General features: G+C 58.1%; 12 protein-coding genes. 7 read left to right on the top strand and 5 right to left on the bottom strand.

Translation table 11 applies throughout. From position 1 onward, the window contains the following. The first annotated feature begins 129 nt into the window (after positions 1 to 129). Both CKW16_RS27050 and CKW16_RS27045 read left to right on the top strand, forming a co-directional pair. Positions 130 to 750 (top strand): cell wall hydrolase, encoded by a 621-nt coding sequence (locus tag CKW16_RS27050; protein WP_095132178.1) that lies wholly within the window; start codon positions 130 to 132, stop codon positions 748 to 750. A 177-nt stretch (positions 751 to 927) separates the two neighbouring features. Then, positions 928 to 1,830: a universal stress protein gene (locus tag CKW16_RS27045; RefSeq protein ID WP_095132176.1), complete on the top strand. Its 903-nt coding sequence runs from the start codon at positions 928 to 930 to the stop codon at positions 1,828 to 1,830. A gap of 203 nt (positions 1,831 to 2,033) precedes the next feature. Here CKW16_RS27045 and CKW16_RS27040 read toward each other — a convergent pair whose 3' ends face one another. Continuing rightward, entirely contained in the window at positions 2,034 to 3,452 is a 1,419-nt protein-coding gene (locus CKW16_RS27040; RefSeq protein ID WP_095132174.1) for a DUF1254 domain-containing protein, read from the bottom strand. A gap of 127 nt (positions 3,453 to 3,579) precedes the next feature. Next, the gene (locus CKW16_RS27035; protein ID WP_095132172.1) at positions 3,580 to 5,004 is read right to left on the bottom strand and encodes a GGDEF domain-containing protein; all 1,425 of its coding nucleotides are present in this window, start codon (positions 5,002 to 5,004) and stop codon (positions 3,580 to 3,582) included. Between the two features lie 416 nt (positions 5,005 to 5,420). Between CKW16_RS27035 and CKW16_RS27030 the strand changes: the two genes are divergently transcribed. Further along, positions 5,421 to 7,544, top strand: a complete 2,124-nt coding sequence (locus CKW16_RS27030; RefSeq protein ID WP_095132169.1) for a TonB-dependent siderophore receptor — start codon at positions 5,421 to 5,423, stop codon at positions 7,542 to 7,544. A gap of 9 nt (positions 7,545 to 7,553) precedes the next feature. On the opposite strand, the gene CKW16_RS27025 is transcribed toward CKW16_RS27030, so the two are convergent. Beyond that, a complete protein-coding gene (locus tag CKW16_RS27025) occupies positions 7,554 to 8,510 on the bottom strand; it encodes a LysR family transcriptional regulator (protein WP_095132167.1) in 957 nt (318 codons plus the stop codon). A 137-nt stretch (positions 8,511 to 8,647) separates the two neighbouring features. Here CKW16_RS27025 and CKW16_RS27020 point away from each other — a divergent pair, with 137 nt between their 5' ends. Both CKW16_RS27020 and CKW16_RS27015 read left to right on the top strand, forming a co-directional pair. Continuing rightward, a complete protein-coding gene (locus tag CKW16_RS27020; RefSeq protein WP_095132165.1) occupies positions 8,648 to 9,703 on the top strand; it encodes a tartrate dehydrogenase in 1,056 nt (351 codons plus the stop codon). A gap of 87 nt (positions 9,704 to 9,790) precedes the next feature. Further along, complete coding sequence (locus tag CKW16_RS27015) at positions 9,791 to 11,140, top strand: dicarboxylate/amino acid:cation symporter (RefSeq protein WP_095132163.1); 1,350 nt, start codon at positions 9,791 to 9,793, stop codon at positions 11,138 to 11,140. A 54-nt stretch (positions 11,141 to 11,194) separates the two neighbouring features. Here the strand turns inward: CKW16_RS27015 and CKW16_RS27010 are convergent, their stop codons facing one another. After that, entirely contained in the window at positions 11,195 to 11,680 is a 486-nt protein-coding gene (locus CKW16_RS27010) for an adenosine-specific kinase (protein WP_095132161.1), read from the bottom strand. Between the two features lie 211 nt (positions 11,681 to 11,891). On the opposite strand from CKW16_RS27010, the gene CKW16_RS27005 reads away from it, so the two are divergent. Together CKW16_RS27005 and CKW16_RS27000 are read left to right on the top strand one after the other, a co-directional pair. After that, positions 11,892 to 12,287: a GFA family protein gene (locus CKW16_RS27005; RefSeq protein WP_095132159.1), complete on the top strand. Its 396-nt coding sequence runs from the start codon at positions 11,892 to 11,894 to the stop codon at positions 12,285 to 12,287. Between the two features lie 155 nt (positions 12,288 to 12,442). Next, positions 12,443 to 12,643 carry a YbdD/YjiX family protein gene (locus CKW16_RS27000; protein WP_095132157.1) on the top strand — a complete coding sequence of 67 codons (201 nt, stop codon included), beginning with the start codon at positions 12,443 to 12,445 and terminating at the stop codon, positions 12,641 to 12,643. On the opposite strand, the gene CKW16_RS26995 is transcribed toward CKW16_RS27000, so the two are convergent. After that, positions 12,640 to 16,128, bottom strand: a complete 3,489-nt coding sequence (locus CKW16_RS26995) for a hypothetical protein (protein WP_095132155.1) — start codon at positions 16,126 to 16,128, stop codon at positions 12,640 to 12,642. The two genes, CKW16_RS27000 and CKW16_RS26995, sit on opposite strands and share 4 nt — an antisense overlap. Between the last annotated feature and the right edge of the window lie 20 nt (positions 16,129 to 16,148).

Below are 16,148 nucleotides of genomic sequence, written 5' to 3'. Positions count from 1 at the left end.
CCGCGAGCGCAATGACTTTTCACGCCCCAAGACAGTTTTTTTGTCCGTCAGTTGGAATGAATTCTGGCAACTACAATCAAGCAAAGTCGCCAGTGTGGCGTGCTTGCGGTTCCGTCAGAAGGGTCGATCATGCGAGTTGTCTGGATAGCCACCTGCTTGGCAATAACCCTTCTCGCCGGCCACGCCATCGCGTCTGAGCAGGAACAAAAAAAGGAAGTAGCTGAGGACAAGGCCGAGGTCCTTGAGCATAAAGCTGCGGAGAAGGGCGCCGATGTACCGGTGCCCAAGTCCGAAGCCATCACCACCTCCGAAGTTCAGGCAGTCGATCCCGCCGGAGCGTCACCGCTGGACGATGCAATCACCTGTATGGCCCGCTCCATCTATTGGGAAGCCAAAGGCAAATCGTCCGCCGACATGGAAGCCGTCGCCAGCGTCGTTATGAACCGCCTGGGCCATGAGGGCTTTCCGGACACGGTATGCGCCGTGGTCAAGCAGGGCTCTGAAACCAAAAATTGCCAGTTTTCGTGGTGGTGTGACGGACGCTCGGATCAGGTCCAGGAAGAAACCCAATACGCGATTGCAAAGGAAATTGCGCGCAAGGCGCTCAACAAGCAACTGAACGACCGAACCCACGGCGCGATGTATTTCCACGACCGGAATGTAAAACCCGCTTGGGCCAGGAAATACATCAAGACCACCGAGACCTCGATGTTTCTTTTTTACAAGCCGCGTGGTGGGTCGGCGAAGTAGGGACGTTCGCATGAGCGAGGTCTTCGCCATCCTCAAAGCCTATGGCTTCAAACTCGGGAATCCAGGCGTATATTGATAGTGTCGATCCAGATAGTTGAGGCGATAGTAAATCGTCGGTGGTGTGACAGGCGAGAGCGCTGGGGGAGCTAGATATCCCGGAACGTTTGGAGGTGTTACATGAGCCAATATCAACGACTCTTTCTGATAGCCGGTCCAGGCATGCGTCATACCCCGGCGTTGGAGCGAGCTGTCGCCATTGCCGAAGCCACTGGCGCAGCGCTGCACATCACGGTGTTTATCGAAGACTCCAACCTCTTGGGTTTGAAGAGCGCGGGTGCACGTTTTCGTGAGGCCTGTCAGCAAGAGAACGAAAAATGGTTGAAGGATGAGACCGATCTAATACGCGCGCGCGGGGTCATGGTGAGTACCGAAGTGCTTGTTACGCGAACCGCGCTGCAAGAAATACTTCGGCATGTCGCAGAAATGCAGCCGGATCTGGTTATCAAGGACGTGCAACACGAGTCAGCGCTCAAACGCGTTTTCATTACGCCTCTGGATTGGCACCTGTTGCGCGAATGTCCGGTGGCGGTGCATCTGGTCAGCGAAGTCAGGTGTCCACTTCCGCGGGTGGTAGTGGCGGCAGTCGATCCGTCACAACCTGAGACTCAGATCACGGGCATCAACGACCGCATCATCCAGGCGGCGAACGGCTTGTCCATGCAATGCAGCGCGGAACTGCATCTGCTGCATGCCTACGATCTATCACGGACACATATATCCGACGCAGGCGCTGGTGCAGTGACGATGCCAGGTTTCAACAGCGAAGTGCGCAAGTCACTGCAAAAGACATTTATCGCATTGGCTGACCACTATGGTGTGCCCACTGAGCGACAACACTTCGTTGAAGGGCCGCCAGGCAAAGCGCTGGCCGACTTTGCAGCGCATCACCGGGCCGATGTGATCGTCATGGGAAATGCGCATCGCAAAGGACTGGGCAAATGGGTGGGCAGTACGACGGAGCATGTTCTGTATCAAGTGCCCTGCAACATTTTCGCCGTTACGGGGTCTGCGGATCAGTGAATGGATTCGCTATTAAATGACTCGCAAAGAGCACCTCAGCGGCTGGGGCGGGATTTTTTGAGGGCGCGTGTTGAGATATCCCGGCAGGTATCGCCATCGGTTGCCGCCAGAAGCTCAGCCATTCCTTGATCGGCTGTAACAATCTGATGCCCCGGCCAGCGGCGGCTCGCCAGGGCCGTCCGCTGGATACGGTAGTTAGCGGGTCATGTAACTTTGACGATCTGCGGTGGGCTCCACGTCCCTTTGCCAGGAGGCAGGATGGACGGTGTTTCCGTCCTTGGCCAATACAGGCGCATCACCATGTAGATCAGATCATTCGGTGCGGGCAGCCAGTTGCTTTCCTTGTCTGCGCCGGGTGAATCCTTCTGGATGTATAGCGTCAGCGAGCCGTCGGCGTTCTTCTTCATGTCAGGTAGCATCGGCGCGTTGATTAGGTAGCGATTGATCGGATTCTTGATCAGCAGTTGCGACTTGCCGTCGTACATCGTCACCGACCAGAAGGCATTGACTGGCGGGAGTTGTCCGGCGGGAAAGGTGATGGTGTAGGTGTGCTTGCTGCCGTCGAGTCGCTCGCCATTGGGTAAGGTACTGGTTATCGGATACGTGGCCTCATCGGCATCGTTGGCGTAGATGCCCGCTTGCGCGACGGCAGCGCGCTTCAGCCAGTCGCCGTTATAAAAGGCAGCGTTGCCACCGGCACCGGCAATATTCCAGCCGTTGATCTTCGTGCCTAGATTCTTGATCCCATCCTCGACCTTCGCATGCCCGGCCTGCATACCCTGAACGATGGCGGACTTCTGCTCGGCCGAAAGAGCCTGGAAGTTAAAGTCTTTCCCTACGCCGATTCGGGCAAGTTTCTCGCGGATCGCCACTTCATTCGGTGCGGCGGGATCGAACTGCAAGGCAAAGCCCAGGTACTTGAAGAAGTCGGTCTTCACCAGGTCCTTGTCGATCTTCGGGAAATCAATCGGCGGCGCGGCAGGTGGCGCGGGTTGCTTGAGATAGGCGGAAAGCGGTTGTGCCTTGTAGCCGGATTGGATCTTTTCGACGTTCGACATATCAGTTGGATTGAACAGCTGGGTTCGATAAATCGCGAAGGGCAGTTGCGTGCGGGAATGAAATACCTTCTTGATGCCCGGCGGAGTCGCGCCTTTCCAGTTGGGGCCGACCACCATGTAATCGCCGGCTTCATTGCCGGTGGTACGGTTGCCGATGTAACCGAAGTTGTAAGTATTGCCGTCGATGAGCTGCACCGAGTAGTAGCGCGGTTTCTCTACCGCTGGTACCGAGAGCACGACCGGCTCGTTACGCAGGTCCATGAACATCATGGAATATGGCGTGTCGCTGTTCGGCGAGATGATGGCCGTGTCCTGGTAGGTAGCGACATGATGCAGGCTATGGATCTTGTTGAACGGCGCCTTGAACTGGCTGGAGTTCTTGTCCACCGCGTAGTCGTACATGATCGCGTAGTTCATCACGATGGGCAGACCGTAAACATAGCCTTCCTCGGCGATGGCTTTCGTTTCGGCGGGAGTGATGTCCGTTGCGTGGGTGAGGGTGGATGTAAAAGAGGCGAGCAATAACATCGCACAGCCAACGGCTCGAGGGTGTGGGTTTTTCATGAATCTGCTTCTCCATTCCTTGAATTGGATAGTGAGTCGATCAACTAACCATTAATGATGGCAATCCCAGGTTGCTCGGTTAGCTGCCTGTTGCGATGGGCAAAGCTGAGTATCGGTGCCGACGCTTTCACAGCGATTGGAGGCTGGTTTTGATGGTCGTGACCACACGGTTACGGCCTTCGTGTTTAGCGTGATACAGGCGTTGATCGGCTGTACGCAGAATGGCCTCGATGGTGTCGCCGTCGCGGCCGGATTGCGATACGCCGATGCTCACTGTGACCACGGTTAACCGCTGCAGGCCATGAAAAGAATTATTTGCAACGGTGCTTCGCAGACGCTCGGCGATTACGTGCGCGCCTTCAAGTGAAGTCTGAGGTAGCAGAATCATGAATTCTTCCCCGCCCACTCGGGCTACGCCATCATACGGCCGGATCGAATCGAGGCATTTCTCCACGAAATCTTTCAGGATGTCGTCGCCAACCTGATGCCCGAAGCGATCGTTGATGGACTTGAAATTATCCAGATCGAGTGCCAACACGGAGAACGGCTCACCGCCGCGCTTGGTCCGGCCCATTTCGACTTCGAGCCGCTCCATGAACCGACGCCGATTATCAGCGCCAGTCAGTGGGTCGGTGGCCGCAAGGTGCCCGAGTTCTTGATTGGTGCGCTGGAGTTCCTGCAGGGCGCTCTCGGCATACGCCATCGCTTCGGCAAGACGCACCATCAGCTCCTCTTGGCTGTAGATCTTCGAAAACGACCGAGTGGTGAGGAACGCTTGCACGACCCCATAGCTCAACATGAAGAATCCACCGGCGAAAATCGCATGAGCGAGCCACCACATGTGGTTCCACGGACGTGCAAGGATGAAGGCAAGCGATGACAGCGCGAACGCGGTGACCGAGACGACAAAAATCATCATCAGCGGCGAACGAATACGGCGCAGCAGGAGTATTGCCACGGTCAATGTGGATAGAACGAGGGCACCACCTTCCATCGAGAGGCGCACCGCGAGATTGCCGGCGATCGGTGAATTCGCGACGTACGCCACTGCCACATCAACCAGCAGGAACAGTCCTATCCAGGTCAACCACGGGCGGGCCTTCATTCGTTGGTCCGCGGCATCAGGTGGGCGGTGGTACGACAGCATTCCGACTAACAGCAGAATCGACATGACCAGTCGAGAGGCCGGTCCATAAAGCAGGAAGAGCCAGATGTTGTGGTGTGCTTGCCCGGTGAACGCACCATGCAGCGCGTAGATCAGTACAAAACCGAGAAAACCAAGCGTCATCCATCGCAGCAGCGGATCTCCCGATGACTGATAGCAGCGCCACGTGACGTAAGTCACAAACAGGCCCGCCAAGGTGGCTGCCGTGATCGCAATGATATGGAACAGGTGGTTTTCGAAAATAAGAGTGGGGTCTTGAAAGACGTATAAGTAGCCAATCAGATAGGCCGGAACAAACGCAAACCCTGCGAGCAGCAAGTAAGCGTAAACCTTGACCATGAGGCGGACGGCTTCAGGTGGCTCGCCGCTGGCGATGAGATTGCTCATGGTTCCCTCCAAGTTGAAATCTATTTAGCCATCACCGGTCCGGTATTGGCTCCAAAGCCGCCTGCATGCCAATGATCCGTCACCTCATTACGCAGATAGGGGATGGACCGATCTATGGCAATTCAATATTAGACTCCTTCCCGATTTCTGCTGCGCAAGCGGGTAAAAATGTTCACGCGAACACAATTACCCAGATCAAGAATAGTCTGCGATGACGCCTCGAGCGCGGCTCGGGCCAGCGCACGGGCGTGTGTGCCGAATTCAGAACGCTGGCGTGTCGCGACCGGCTGAAAACGACCCGTTGCAGTCGTTCAATCCGTTCCGGGTAGTGCCAATAATGTGTATCGGAATGATTTGTATTTACTTACAAAAGATAATCGTTACCATCTGCGCGATAATTCATAAAGAAGGTGTCCATGGTGACTCGATCGCGCATTTATCCAGCCTCTCTGTCGTTGCTGGGCGTTCTGGTTGTACCTGATTTACAGGCAGAAACGGCGTCTGCTCTAACCCTGCCTGCGACCACTGTGAACAGTGAGTACAGCGAGCAGAGCTACATGCCAATCGAGAGCAGGAGCGCACTGAAAATCGATGCGCCGCTACGTGATATCCCGCAAACCGTCAACGTGATTCCCCAGAGCGTCATCAAGGATCAGGGGGCTCAGTCGATGGAAGACGTGCTGAAGAATGTCCCCGGTATCGGCCTGTCCAATGGTGACGGTCAGCGCGACCAGGTCACCATCCGTGGTTTCAGTGCCATTGGTGACATGTACATCGACGGCATTCGCGACGATGCGCTGTACTTCCGGGATCTGTCCAACGTCGAGCGGGTGGAAGTGATCAAGGGGCCGGCCGCGGTACTCTATGGCCGCGGTTCATCCGGTGGCCTGATCAATAGCATCAGTAAAAAGCCCAACTTCACCCCCAAGCAGGAAGTGGGTGTCACCGTGGACAGTGAGGGCAAAAAGCGCACCCAGTTCGATGCCGGTTGGGCCGATCAGCAGCAAAACGACAAGGCATTCCGGGTGACCGGTGCTCTGGAGAACAGCGACACCTTCCGGGATGACGGCTACATCGACCGCAAGGCCATCGCGCCTTCGGCCTACTTCAAGCTCTCGGATGATCTGGAGCTGGACCTGGGGGCTACCTATCTGTATGACAAGCGCCTGATTGACTTCGGCATCCCGGCACGAGGCGCCCGTCCGGTCGATGTGGACCGCGACAAGCGCTTCGGTGCCGCCGACCCGGATGATGACTACACCCGCAGCGAAGTGTTCTCGTTCACGGCTGGTGTCAACTACCGGATCAACGACGATTTCAGTCTGAGCAATACCAGTCGTTACTACCACTACGACCTGGATCGCAACAATACCCTCGCTGACTCCAGCCCGACACGTTTCGTCACTGCTCCCAATGGTGAACTGCTGGTAAAACTCAACCGCGGCAACGTGCAACGTAAGGAGGACGGGTGGTTCAACCAGACCGAACTCAAGCAGCGCGCCGTACTCGCCGGGATGAACCATAACCTGCTCTATGGTGTGGAACTGGGGCGCCAGGTGAAGGACCAGTCCGTATTCAGCCAATCCAATGTGGCAAGGGTGCCGGTGTACCGCGATGCCTTGGTCGACGTGCCATTCCAGGCCAACCGGCAAACCGCCAAGGGTACCAATACCCAGGACACCGCCGGCTTCTACATACAGGACCTGATCGAACTGGCGCCGCAGTGGAAGGCTTTGCTGGGTGTGCGTTATGACGTGTTCGACCAGGAATACGCCGATGACTTGACGCACAGCAATCTGTCCCGCACCGATACTACCTGGAGCCCGCGAGTCGGCCTGGTTTACCAGCCTGATCAAGTGCAGTCCTATTACGTGTCGGTGAGCCGTTCCTACCAACCCTCCGCCGAGATGTTCGCCCTGAGTACGACTAACCAGGACCTGGAGCCAGAGGAGACCACCAACTTCGAGATCGGCGGCAAGTGGGACCTGCTCGACAATCGCCTGGCGTTGACGGCGGCGCTGTTCCGCCTGGAACGCACCAATATGAAAACCAGCGATCCGGCGAATCCAACCAAACTGGTGCTTGCGGGTGAGCAGCGCACCGATGGCCTTGAGCTGACCGCCAGCGGGCGGTTGAGTGACAAATGGCAGGTCTATGCCGGTTACGCCTATCTGGATGCCGAGATCACCAAGTCCAACAGCCGTACCAACGGTGTCGCCAACGAAGGCCAGGTACCCACCTTGACGCCGCGCCACAGCGCCAACCTGTGGTTGGTGCGTTCGCTGACGCAAACCTGGCGTGTGGGCATGGGGGCCAACTATGTCGATGATCGCTATACCGCGCTGGATAACAATGTGGTCATGCCGGCTTACACAACAGTGGACGCCGCACTGCTGTACAACCAGCCGAAATGGGACATGGCCCTGCGTCTGCGCAATGTCTTCGACAAGGACTATTATGCTTCGGCGCATGGTTCGGTGGATCTGATCACGCCCGGCGCCCCTCGGACGCTGGAACTGAGCACCAACTATCGTTTCTGAGTACAGACCTTAAGAACAGGCGTCCGGCATTGTCGGGCGTTTGTTTTCCCGCGTAGATTCCGGTTCCTCCAGGTGATCGATGTGCTTGAAGCGCTCGACCAAAAAATCGATCAGGCTGCGTACCCGCGCCGACAGGTGCAACTGTTGCGGGTAAACCGCGTAGACATCAGCGCGGGTGGGAGTCTGATCCTCCAGCACCAGGCGCAGGCGGCCACTGCGCACGTAACGGGCGATGTCCCATTCAGCCCGCAGCAGAATGCCATAACCTTCCAGCGCCCAGTTCAGGGCCACTTCACCGTCGTTGCAGCCTAACGCGCCGCGCACCTTGATGTTTTGCGTGCGCCCGCCATTGGTGAAACTCCACACGCCGTAGGGCGTTTCGTTTTGCCGCAGGAAGATGCAGTTGTGTTGCTGTAAATCCGCCAGGCGTTGGGGCACGCCATGCTTTTCCAGGTACAGCGGCGAGGCGCATAACAGACGGCGATTGGAGGCGATTTTTCGGGCATGGAAGGCGGCGTCCGGCAGCGTGCCAAAACGAATACCCAGGTCAAACCCGTGAGTCGTCAGGTCGAGCGGGTGGTCGCTGATTTCCAGCTGTATTTCCACCTCTGGGTACTGCGCGAAGAACGCGCCCAGGGCCGGGCCGATATAGCGCCGACCGAATCCCAGCGAAGCGTTGACGCGAATCAGGCCTTTAGGCGTCGCCCGACTGCTGCTGATCAGCTGCTCGACCTCGTCGATCTGCGTCAGGATGCGTGCGGCGTGGGAAAAATACAGTTCACCTTCCGAGGTCAGGCTCATCGAGCGCGTGGTGCGGTTGACCAGGCGTATGCCCAGTCGTGCTTCCAGCGCGGTCAGGCGTTTGCTCACCGCCGGCGGTGTGACGCCCAGCTCGCGAGCCGTCGCCGCCAGGCTGCCTTTGTTGGCCAGCAGGTAGAAAAAAGACAAATCCAGGGTTTGGCTCATTGGTAACTCAAATTCATCTATGTAGTTATTTGGAGTAACTCACGCTCATTTGTTCACTACATATACTCCGCTCACACCCTGATTGAACACCCCCGTTCGACAGGCACAACAAGAACGTGACGAGAGTGGAGTTGATGATGAGCGCATACAAAATTGCTGCAGTTCCAGGTGATGGTATCGGTGTAGAAGTGATCGCCGCGGGCGTTGAGGTGCTGCAAGCCTTGTCGACGAAATCCGGCTTCGAACTGGATTTCAAACACTTCGACTGGAACTCGGACAACTACCTGAAAAACGGCTACTACATCCCGGAAGGTGGCCTGGAAGAGCTGAAAACCTTCGACGCCATTTTCTTCGGCGCTGTCGGTGCGCTCAACGTACCGGATCACATTTCTCTATGGGGCCTGCGTCTGCCGATCTGCCAGGGCTTCGACCAATACGCCAACGTGCGCCCGGCTCGCGTACTGCCAGGGGTGAAAAGCCCGCTGCTCAATGGCGATCAGATCGACTGGGTCGTGGTGCGTGAAAACTCCGAGGGCGAGTACTCCGGCAACGGCGGTCGTGTCCACCGGGGCCTGCCCGAAGAAGTCGCCACCGAAGTGTCGGTGTTCACCCGTGCCGGGGTCGAGCGCATTCACCGTTTCGCCTTTGAACTGGCGCAAAGCCGTCCTCGCAAGCACCTGACCATGGTCACCAAATCCAACGCCCAGCGCCATGGCATGGTGCTGTGGGACGAGATCTTCTATGAAGTCGCCAAGGACTTTCCGGACGTCAGGATCGACAAGGAACTGGTCGACGCGGTGACCACGCGCATGGTGCTCAAACCGTCGACGCTGGACGTGATCGTCGCCACCAACCTGCACGCCGACATCCTGTCCGATCTCGCCGCCGCGCTGTCCGGCAGCCTGGGCATCGCGCCGACCGCCAACCTGAACCCCTCGCGCAAATTCCCCTCGATGTTCGAACCGATCCACGGCTCGGCCTTCGACATCACCGGCAAAGGTGTCGCCAACCCGATCGCGACGTTCTGGACGGCAGCGATGATGCTGGAACACCTGGGCGAAGCGGCCGCGGCGAAGCACCTGATGTCGGCCATCGAGGCGGTGACCGAGAGCGGTCTGCATACCCCGGATCTGGGCGGCACGGCCACCACCCGTCAGATCACGGATGCGGTCATCGAGTTGATCAAACGCTGATTCAAGCTGCGGCACAACGCCAAGGGGCTGATCACCGATCAGAGCCCTTGGCATTTCCTGACAACAATAAAAAATCAGGGCCCCGTCATGAAAAGAATATTCGGCAAACTCTACGTACAAGTACTCATCGCGGTGATCCTCGGCGCTATCGTCGGGGTGTTCGTGCCCGAAACCGGAACAGCGCTCAAACCCTTGGGCGACGCGTTCATCAAACTGATCAAAATGCTCCTCGCCCCGGTGATCTTCCTGACGGTGGTCACGGGCATTGCACGCATGGAGAACATGAAAGAACTGGGTCGCGTCGGCTTTCGTGCGCTGATCTATTTCGAAGTGGTGTCCACCCTGGCGCTGGTCGTCGGCCTGGTGGTGGTCGACGTGTTCAAACCCGGCGCCGGCATGAACATCGATGTCGCCACGCTGGATACGTCCAGCCTGGCCACCTACACCAGCGCCGTGAAGCATGCGTCGTTCATGGACTTTGTGATGAACATCATCCCCGACACCATCGTGGATGCCTTCGCCAAGGGCAACGTGCTGCAAATATTGCTGTTCTCCATTCTGCTGGGCATTGCACTCGCGCATGTCGGACCTCGTGCCAAGGTCTTCGTCGACACGCTGGACAGCCTGATGCAGGGCATGTTTCGCATCGTCAACATGGTGATGCGCCTGGCACCCATCGGCGCCTTCGGGGCGATTGCCTTCACCATCGGCAAATACGGCTTTGGCTCGCTGTTCTCACTCGGCAAGCTGATGGCCTGTGTCTACCTGACCTGTGCTGTGTTCGTGATTTTTGTGCTGGGCCCGATCTGCCGCTACAGCGGATTCAGCCTGTGGAAGTTTCTGAAATTCATCAAGGAAGAACTGTTCACAGTCCTCGGCACCAGCTCTTCGGAGTCGGTGCTGCCGCAGATGATTTCCAAGATGGAAAAGGCCGGTGTTTCCAAACCTGTCGCCGGCATGATCATTCCCTCGGGCCTGACCTTCAACCCGGACGGGCAGGCGATCTACTACACCATCGCCGCGATCTTCATCGCGCAGGCCACGAACACACCGCTGACCCTGACGGATCAGTTGATCGTCCTGGCCGTGCTGATGTTTACCTCCAAGGGCTCTGCCGGTGTCACCGGTTCGGGATTCATCATTCTGGCCGCGACGTTATCGTCCCTTGGCACCATTCCGGTGGCGGGCATGGTGCTGCTGTTGGGCGTCGACCGGTTCATGTCGGAAGCGCGTGCGATCACCAACACCATCGGCAATGGCGTCGGGACAATGGCCATTGCCAAATGGGTCGGGGCGCTGGACACCGTGAAAATGCACAAGGCGTTGAATGGTGAGGTCGAAGGGGAGGCGCCCGCGACGGCTCAAGCGGAGGTTATCTCTGCTCATTCAGCGCTGGGTTCCGTGCTGCCAGCCCGCCAAAAAGCCTCTCAGGCGTAAGGTGTGAGGCGCTGAACGGTGTGATGTTCAGCGCCCGGTTATAACGGAAGGTGCTCAAAGTTTGTAGCCGATCTGCCGCAACAGGTTCTTGCGCCACAGGATGTCCTCTTCACCTTCAATGCCACGGGCACAGTAGCCATCCACGACGCCCAGAATCGCTCGCCCTTGGTCCGTCTCGGCGAGAATCACCTCAGTCGGATTGGCCGTTGCACAAAAAATGCGGCACACCTCCGGGACCATTTTGACGGCGTTCAACACGTTTACGGGATAGAAGCCATCGTCGAGGAAAATGATGAAGCTATGGCCTGCGGCGATGGCTTGCGCATTCTTCTGGGCCAGTTCGATCATGGCGGTGTCGGTGCCAGACCAACGCACCAGGCATTTACCGGAGGCTTCGCAAAAGGCCACGCCAAAGCGGATACCTGGCACGGCATTGACCAACGCTTCGTGGATGTCCTCGACGGACTTGATGAAGTGGGTCTGACCCAAAATGAAGTTCGTTGCTTCCGGCTTGTCGATTTTCAACGTGATGAGTTGCATCTCAAACGCCTCCTTTCACGATGTGGCTACCAGGGGCTGGCAACACATCAAGCATAGCTACTCATTGACGATGGCTGTGTCCCTTGATGGCTCAACATTGGCTGAAACCTACCGCTTAATGTCTCCTGAGCCCGTGCGCTTCAAACTCAAACCTTCTGCACAATTCCTCCCAGGCTGAAGCCCCCATCCGACACACCCAGGGAGAAACCCAATGACACACCACGGAAGCTGCCTCTGCGGTCAAATCACCTACCAGATCCACGGTGAACTGACTGATGTCCTCAACTGCCATTGCTCGATGTGCCGCAAACTCCACGCCTCGGCATTTCGCACGCGGGCAAAAGTCATGGCGAAGGATTGGGTCACGCTGAGCGGGGCGCAACTGATCACGTTTTATGAGTCGTCACCCGGCGAAAGAAAAGGCTTTTGCTCGGTTTGCGGATCGAGTCTCTACACCACATTCGATGCCAATCCGCAGGTGCTGGGTTTTCCATTGGGTACGCTGGACAGCGATCCCGGCGTGGCCGCAACGCGTCATGTGTTTGTGGCGAGCAAGGCGCCGTGGTTTGAGATCACCGATGGGTTGCCACAGGTCGCCGAGTATTGACCCTTGTGCTTTCAGCGCAGCGTGAGAACAAGCCTGTACTGAGCATCCCGGCGTTGGATACTTGAAGATACAAAGCGCCCCGGTGCTGACACATTGCAGATACATCGGTGCGCTTTCATGGGCCAGCCCCACACACACATAGAGAGAGAATTGCCATGTACAGCAAACTGCAGCATGTCGCGAAGTTCCTCAGTCAGAGCGCGCGTTTAATGGTCGGCGTGCCCGATTACGACAACTACGTTGCGCAAATGGCGCTCAATCATCCCGGCGAGCCGGTCATGAGCTATTCGGCGTTTTTCCGTGAGCGTCAGGAGGCCCGTTTCGGCAGTGGAAAATGCAATACCCGTTGCTGCTAGAACTTCGCATAGTTCAGCGCATCGACAATGGCCGAGCCGCCGATACCGGTCAGCGACAGCAGCAGCGCCCTGATCAGCGGGTCTTCCGCGTAGCGTGAGAACGACCCGGTATTGAACGTCGCGGCCCGCTCGCGGATCATCTTGAACTTGGTGTAGCAAGGCGTCGTTTCGGGTGTTTGCAGCAGATAGGCGTCGAGTCGTTGCAAGGCAACGGTGCGGGCCTTTTCCGCTGCGCGCCGCAGTGATAGCGCGGAAACCAGCAGTACCAACGCTGTCAGCAGGTAGGAAATGATCAGGCCGGGCGGTGTCGGCCAGTTATCGAACAGACTGCTGCGCGACGCCAACAGGATCAACAAGACCACGGTCGGCGCATAGATCAGACGGTTAACCGCCGAGGTGCGCTTGGCGATCAGCTGCAAATCCACCCACTCGTCGATGCACGGGTGCCGGAGCATGCCAAAGGTTTTCTTGTGCTCCATCTGCAAGGTGCCAGGCCAGATCGCATGATGTTCGCTGAGATGGCGGATGAATCGCGTCAGCAGCAAGTTGGCATCCACCACCCAGAACACCAGTACCTGGAACGTCAGGGAGGGGATCAGCCAACTCATCTTCCACCACATCGATGCGCCGCGAACGGGCATGCCTTCCATGGGCCAGATGACAAACAACACGCTGGTGACCACGACGTAAACCCACGTGGCGAGCATGGCCCGCAGCATTCGGGCGCCGAAGGAGCCGCAGACGCAGTGCTCACCCCAGAAGCGTGCAATGAAGATCATCTTGCGCCCATCCGTGCAAGCGGCCTGTGCCGGTGTGCAGGACTTTGACCATTCTTCGCTGGCGGTCAGTAGCGGGAAGAAAATCTTCAGCAGGCAGTGCCCCAGTTCGTTGCACCAGCGACGCAATGTCCAGCCTTTGCCCCGGCGAATCAAGCGTCGAACCTGGCCCCACAAGGTCATCTCGTATTTGCGCATGTGCAGGTGTAAATGGTACGCGGCTTCGATTTCGGTCCGGTTGATGCGCAGGTTGCGCCAGCCCCATGCCAGCGCCGAGAGGGAGATCAGCACGGCCAGCAATCGCAGTGCCACGGTGGGCCAGGCACTGATGCCTTCAAACAGAAACATCGGCTCACCCAGTCCGTTGTCCGTCAGTGTGCTGCGCATCTGGTACGCCAGCATCAGCGCGAGGATGAACATGACGAGCGGGACCACGATGTACCACGCCCGGGAGTCGTATAAACCCGTGCTCATGCTGGCTGTCGAGTCCTTGGCCATCGCCAGTTGCCTCGCGGAGCGCCGGGTCAGGTTCGACGAGATGATACCGAGCAATATCAGCACGAACGTGAACCAGAGAAACTCCGCGTGCCAGAACCGCGTGGCGATGAATGCGCAGGCCGCCGCTACCATGAACAGCGTTATTGGCACGCCGCGAACCCAGGCCAGCCGTGCGTCATGGTCATCTTTCGGGCCCTCGATGCGCCACCAGACAATGAACCCGGCGAGTATCAGCAACGTGATCGTCAGTGGCCCGGCCCAGAAGAAGGATTGAGCTTGCTTGAAGCGCTCGCGGATGGATTTTGAGGGTTCAGGGTAGGGCGGTGGTGAGGGGTCCTGGAGGCAGCGCAGCGCCATCAGGTCATGCGGACGTACGCCTCGTTCGGACTGCGATTGGGTCGGTGCTTCGCAGCTTGCCGGGCGTGACGCGGTCAGCCGGCTCGCCAGGGGAATGAAGCCGCTGATCCCCACTTCGTAGATGCCCGGCGAGAGCAGCTCCGATTTGGAGTAGTCGAACTTCGCGCGCTTGGCGTCGAAGGATTGCGGTGCCAGTGCCGCCAGCACCGAGATGAACACCGCGCTTTGCAGGCTGTCGCGAAACGGCGGCACGTCCTGTTGCAGGGCGCGGGTCAGCGTGAGCCCGTAGGGGGCGGCGAGTATCAGGTTGCGCGTGGTTTGCGCCTGACCCCGTTGCAACATGCGGGCATCGAGGTCGGTGGAAAAGTACAGTTTGTACGGCATCCGGCTCTTCAGCGCTTGCAGCACCAGGAGCTTGTCGTAGGCATCGACGCCCAGTACGCCAATCGCGCCGATGCCGCTTTCGCCGTTGCGTCGATAGGCCGCGTCCTCATTGGCGATATGGTCGGCGAGGCGCCGCAGGTAGTCGAGCTGCGAGTTGCCGTCGGATTTCTCCAGTGGACTGAGATCGAGTTGGGTGGGGTCTTTGTTTTTACCGGGATCGGTACTGGCGCTTTTGTCGTTGCTCGCGGACTCTTCCGGGAGGCGTCCGTCCAGGCCGCGTAGATAGCTGAAGCGCAGAATCCACTGATCGACCACATCCCGATGATTTTTTTCGTCGCTGCCCAGGTGGGCATCCCTGGCCACCTGTGTCTTGAAGCTTTCGATCAGCGCGCGGCTGTAGAAACTGTCCCACTCGGAAATCAAGGCGATGCGATTGCCGCTGCGGCGCAGATCGCGGGTGCACGGTGAGCCGATCCGTCGCAGTTTGCCTTCGCTGCAACGCACACCCGTGGCCGGGTCCACGCGGCGCAACTTCAGCTCCTCCAGCATCAGTTGCGTCATGGTGCCGTCGTCGCTGACGGTGCGCAGCAACTTCATGGGTTGCCTGATCGCCAGCGGCGGCGACAGCTTCTGGTACCCGCGATCCAGCGTCTCGTTATCGGCCGTGGCCAGTGGTGAGTAGATTTCGACCTTCGGTGTGGCCTGGCCGATGTCCTGGTCCTGGAACATGTCGCGCAGGACGGTTGAGGTAGAAGGGCCGATGACTTTCAGGACCGCCGTGTTGGGTGGCTCGGAACACGGTTTCGGAGCGCACGCCACAGCCATTTTATTTTTCAGGGTCTCGCGTAACGTTTCGAGCGATTGCAGCGGCGTTGAGCCGAGCGCGTCCTGTTTGAACCAGAACACGATCGTTCGGTCAGGCGGCGGTGGCGCGCCTTCAAGTGCTGTCGGTGGATCGAAGGGGTTGGAGACGAACACTTCATAGGGGGCGTCGACGAAACCGGTTTTCTGCGGGGTATCCAGCGACAGGTTGGCGGCGAGTCTCAAGCAATGGATGTACTGTTCCTGATCCGGCACCCGGTGGGAGTTCTTGAACCCGGCCAACAGCGCATAACGAATGCGACGGCGCCGTTCGACTTCGTCGGCGTAAGGGCCGCCTTCGACCAGCGCCACCATGATGTCGGGCGCCGGTTTGTCTCCGGACAGGGGAGAAAGATCCGGGCTGCAAACATGCTCGGCATCCGGGTTCTTGCTGTCCGTGAGCTTCTTGCGATAACGCTCGACCGCGTCGAAAGGGTCTTGCCATAACCGGGCTTCGATGGGCAACTGCGCCTGGAACTGTGCACCGATCGGCCGCGGCTCAAGGAACGGTTCGCGGTTGAGGGCGAACATCGATACCACCAGACTCAGGATGACCGCACTGCCTGGCAGCCAGAAGGCCAGGTTAGTGCCAGAACCCTTGTTGTCCATGGCCTGCGCCTCTTGTTCTC

Origin of the sequence: Pseudomonas sp. Irchel s3h14, from assembly GCF_900187425.1 — a bacterium.
Classification (GTDB): domain Bacteria; phylum Pseudomonadota; class Gammaproteobacteria; order Pseudomonadales; family Pseudomonadaceae; genus Aquipseudomonas.
Note: the sequence above shows the minus strand (reverse complement) of the source record. Positions and strands in the feature narration are given on the sequence as shown.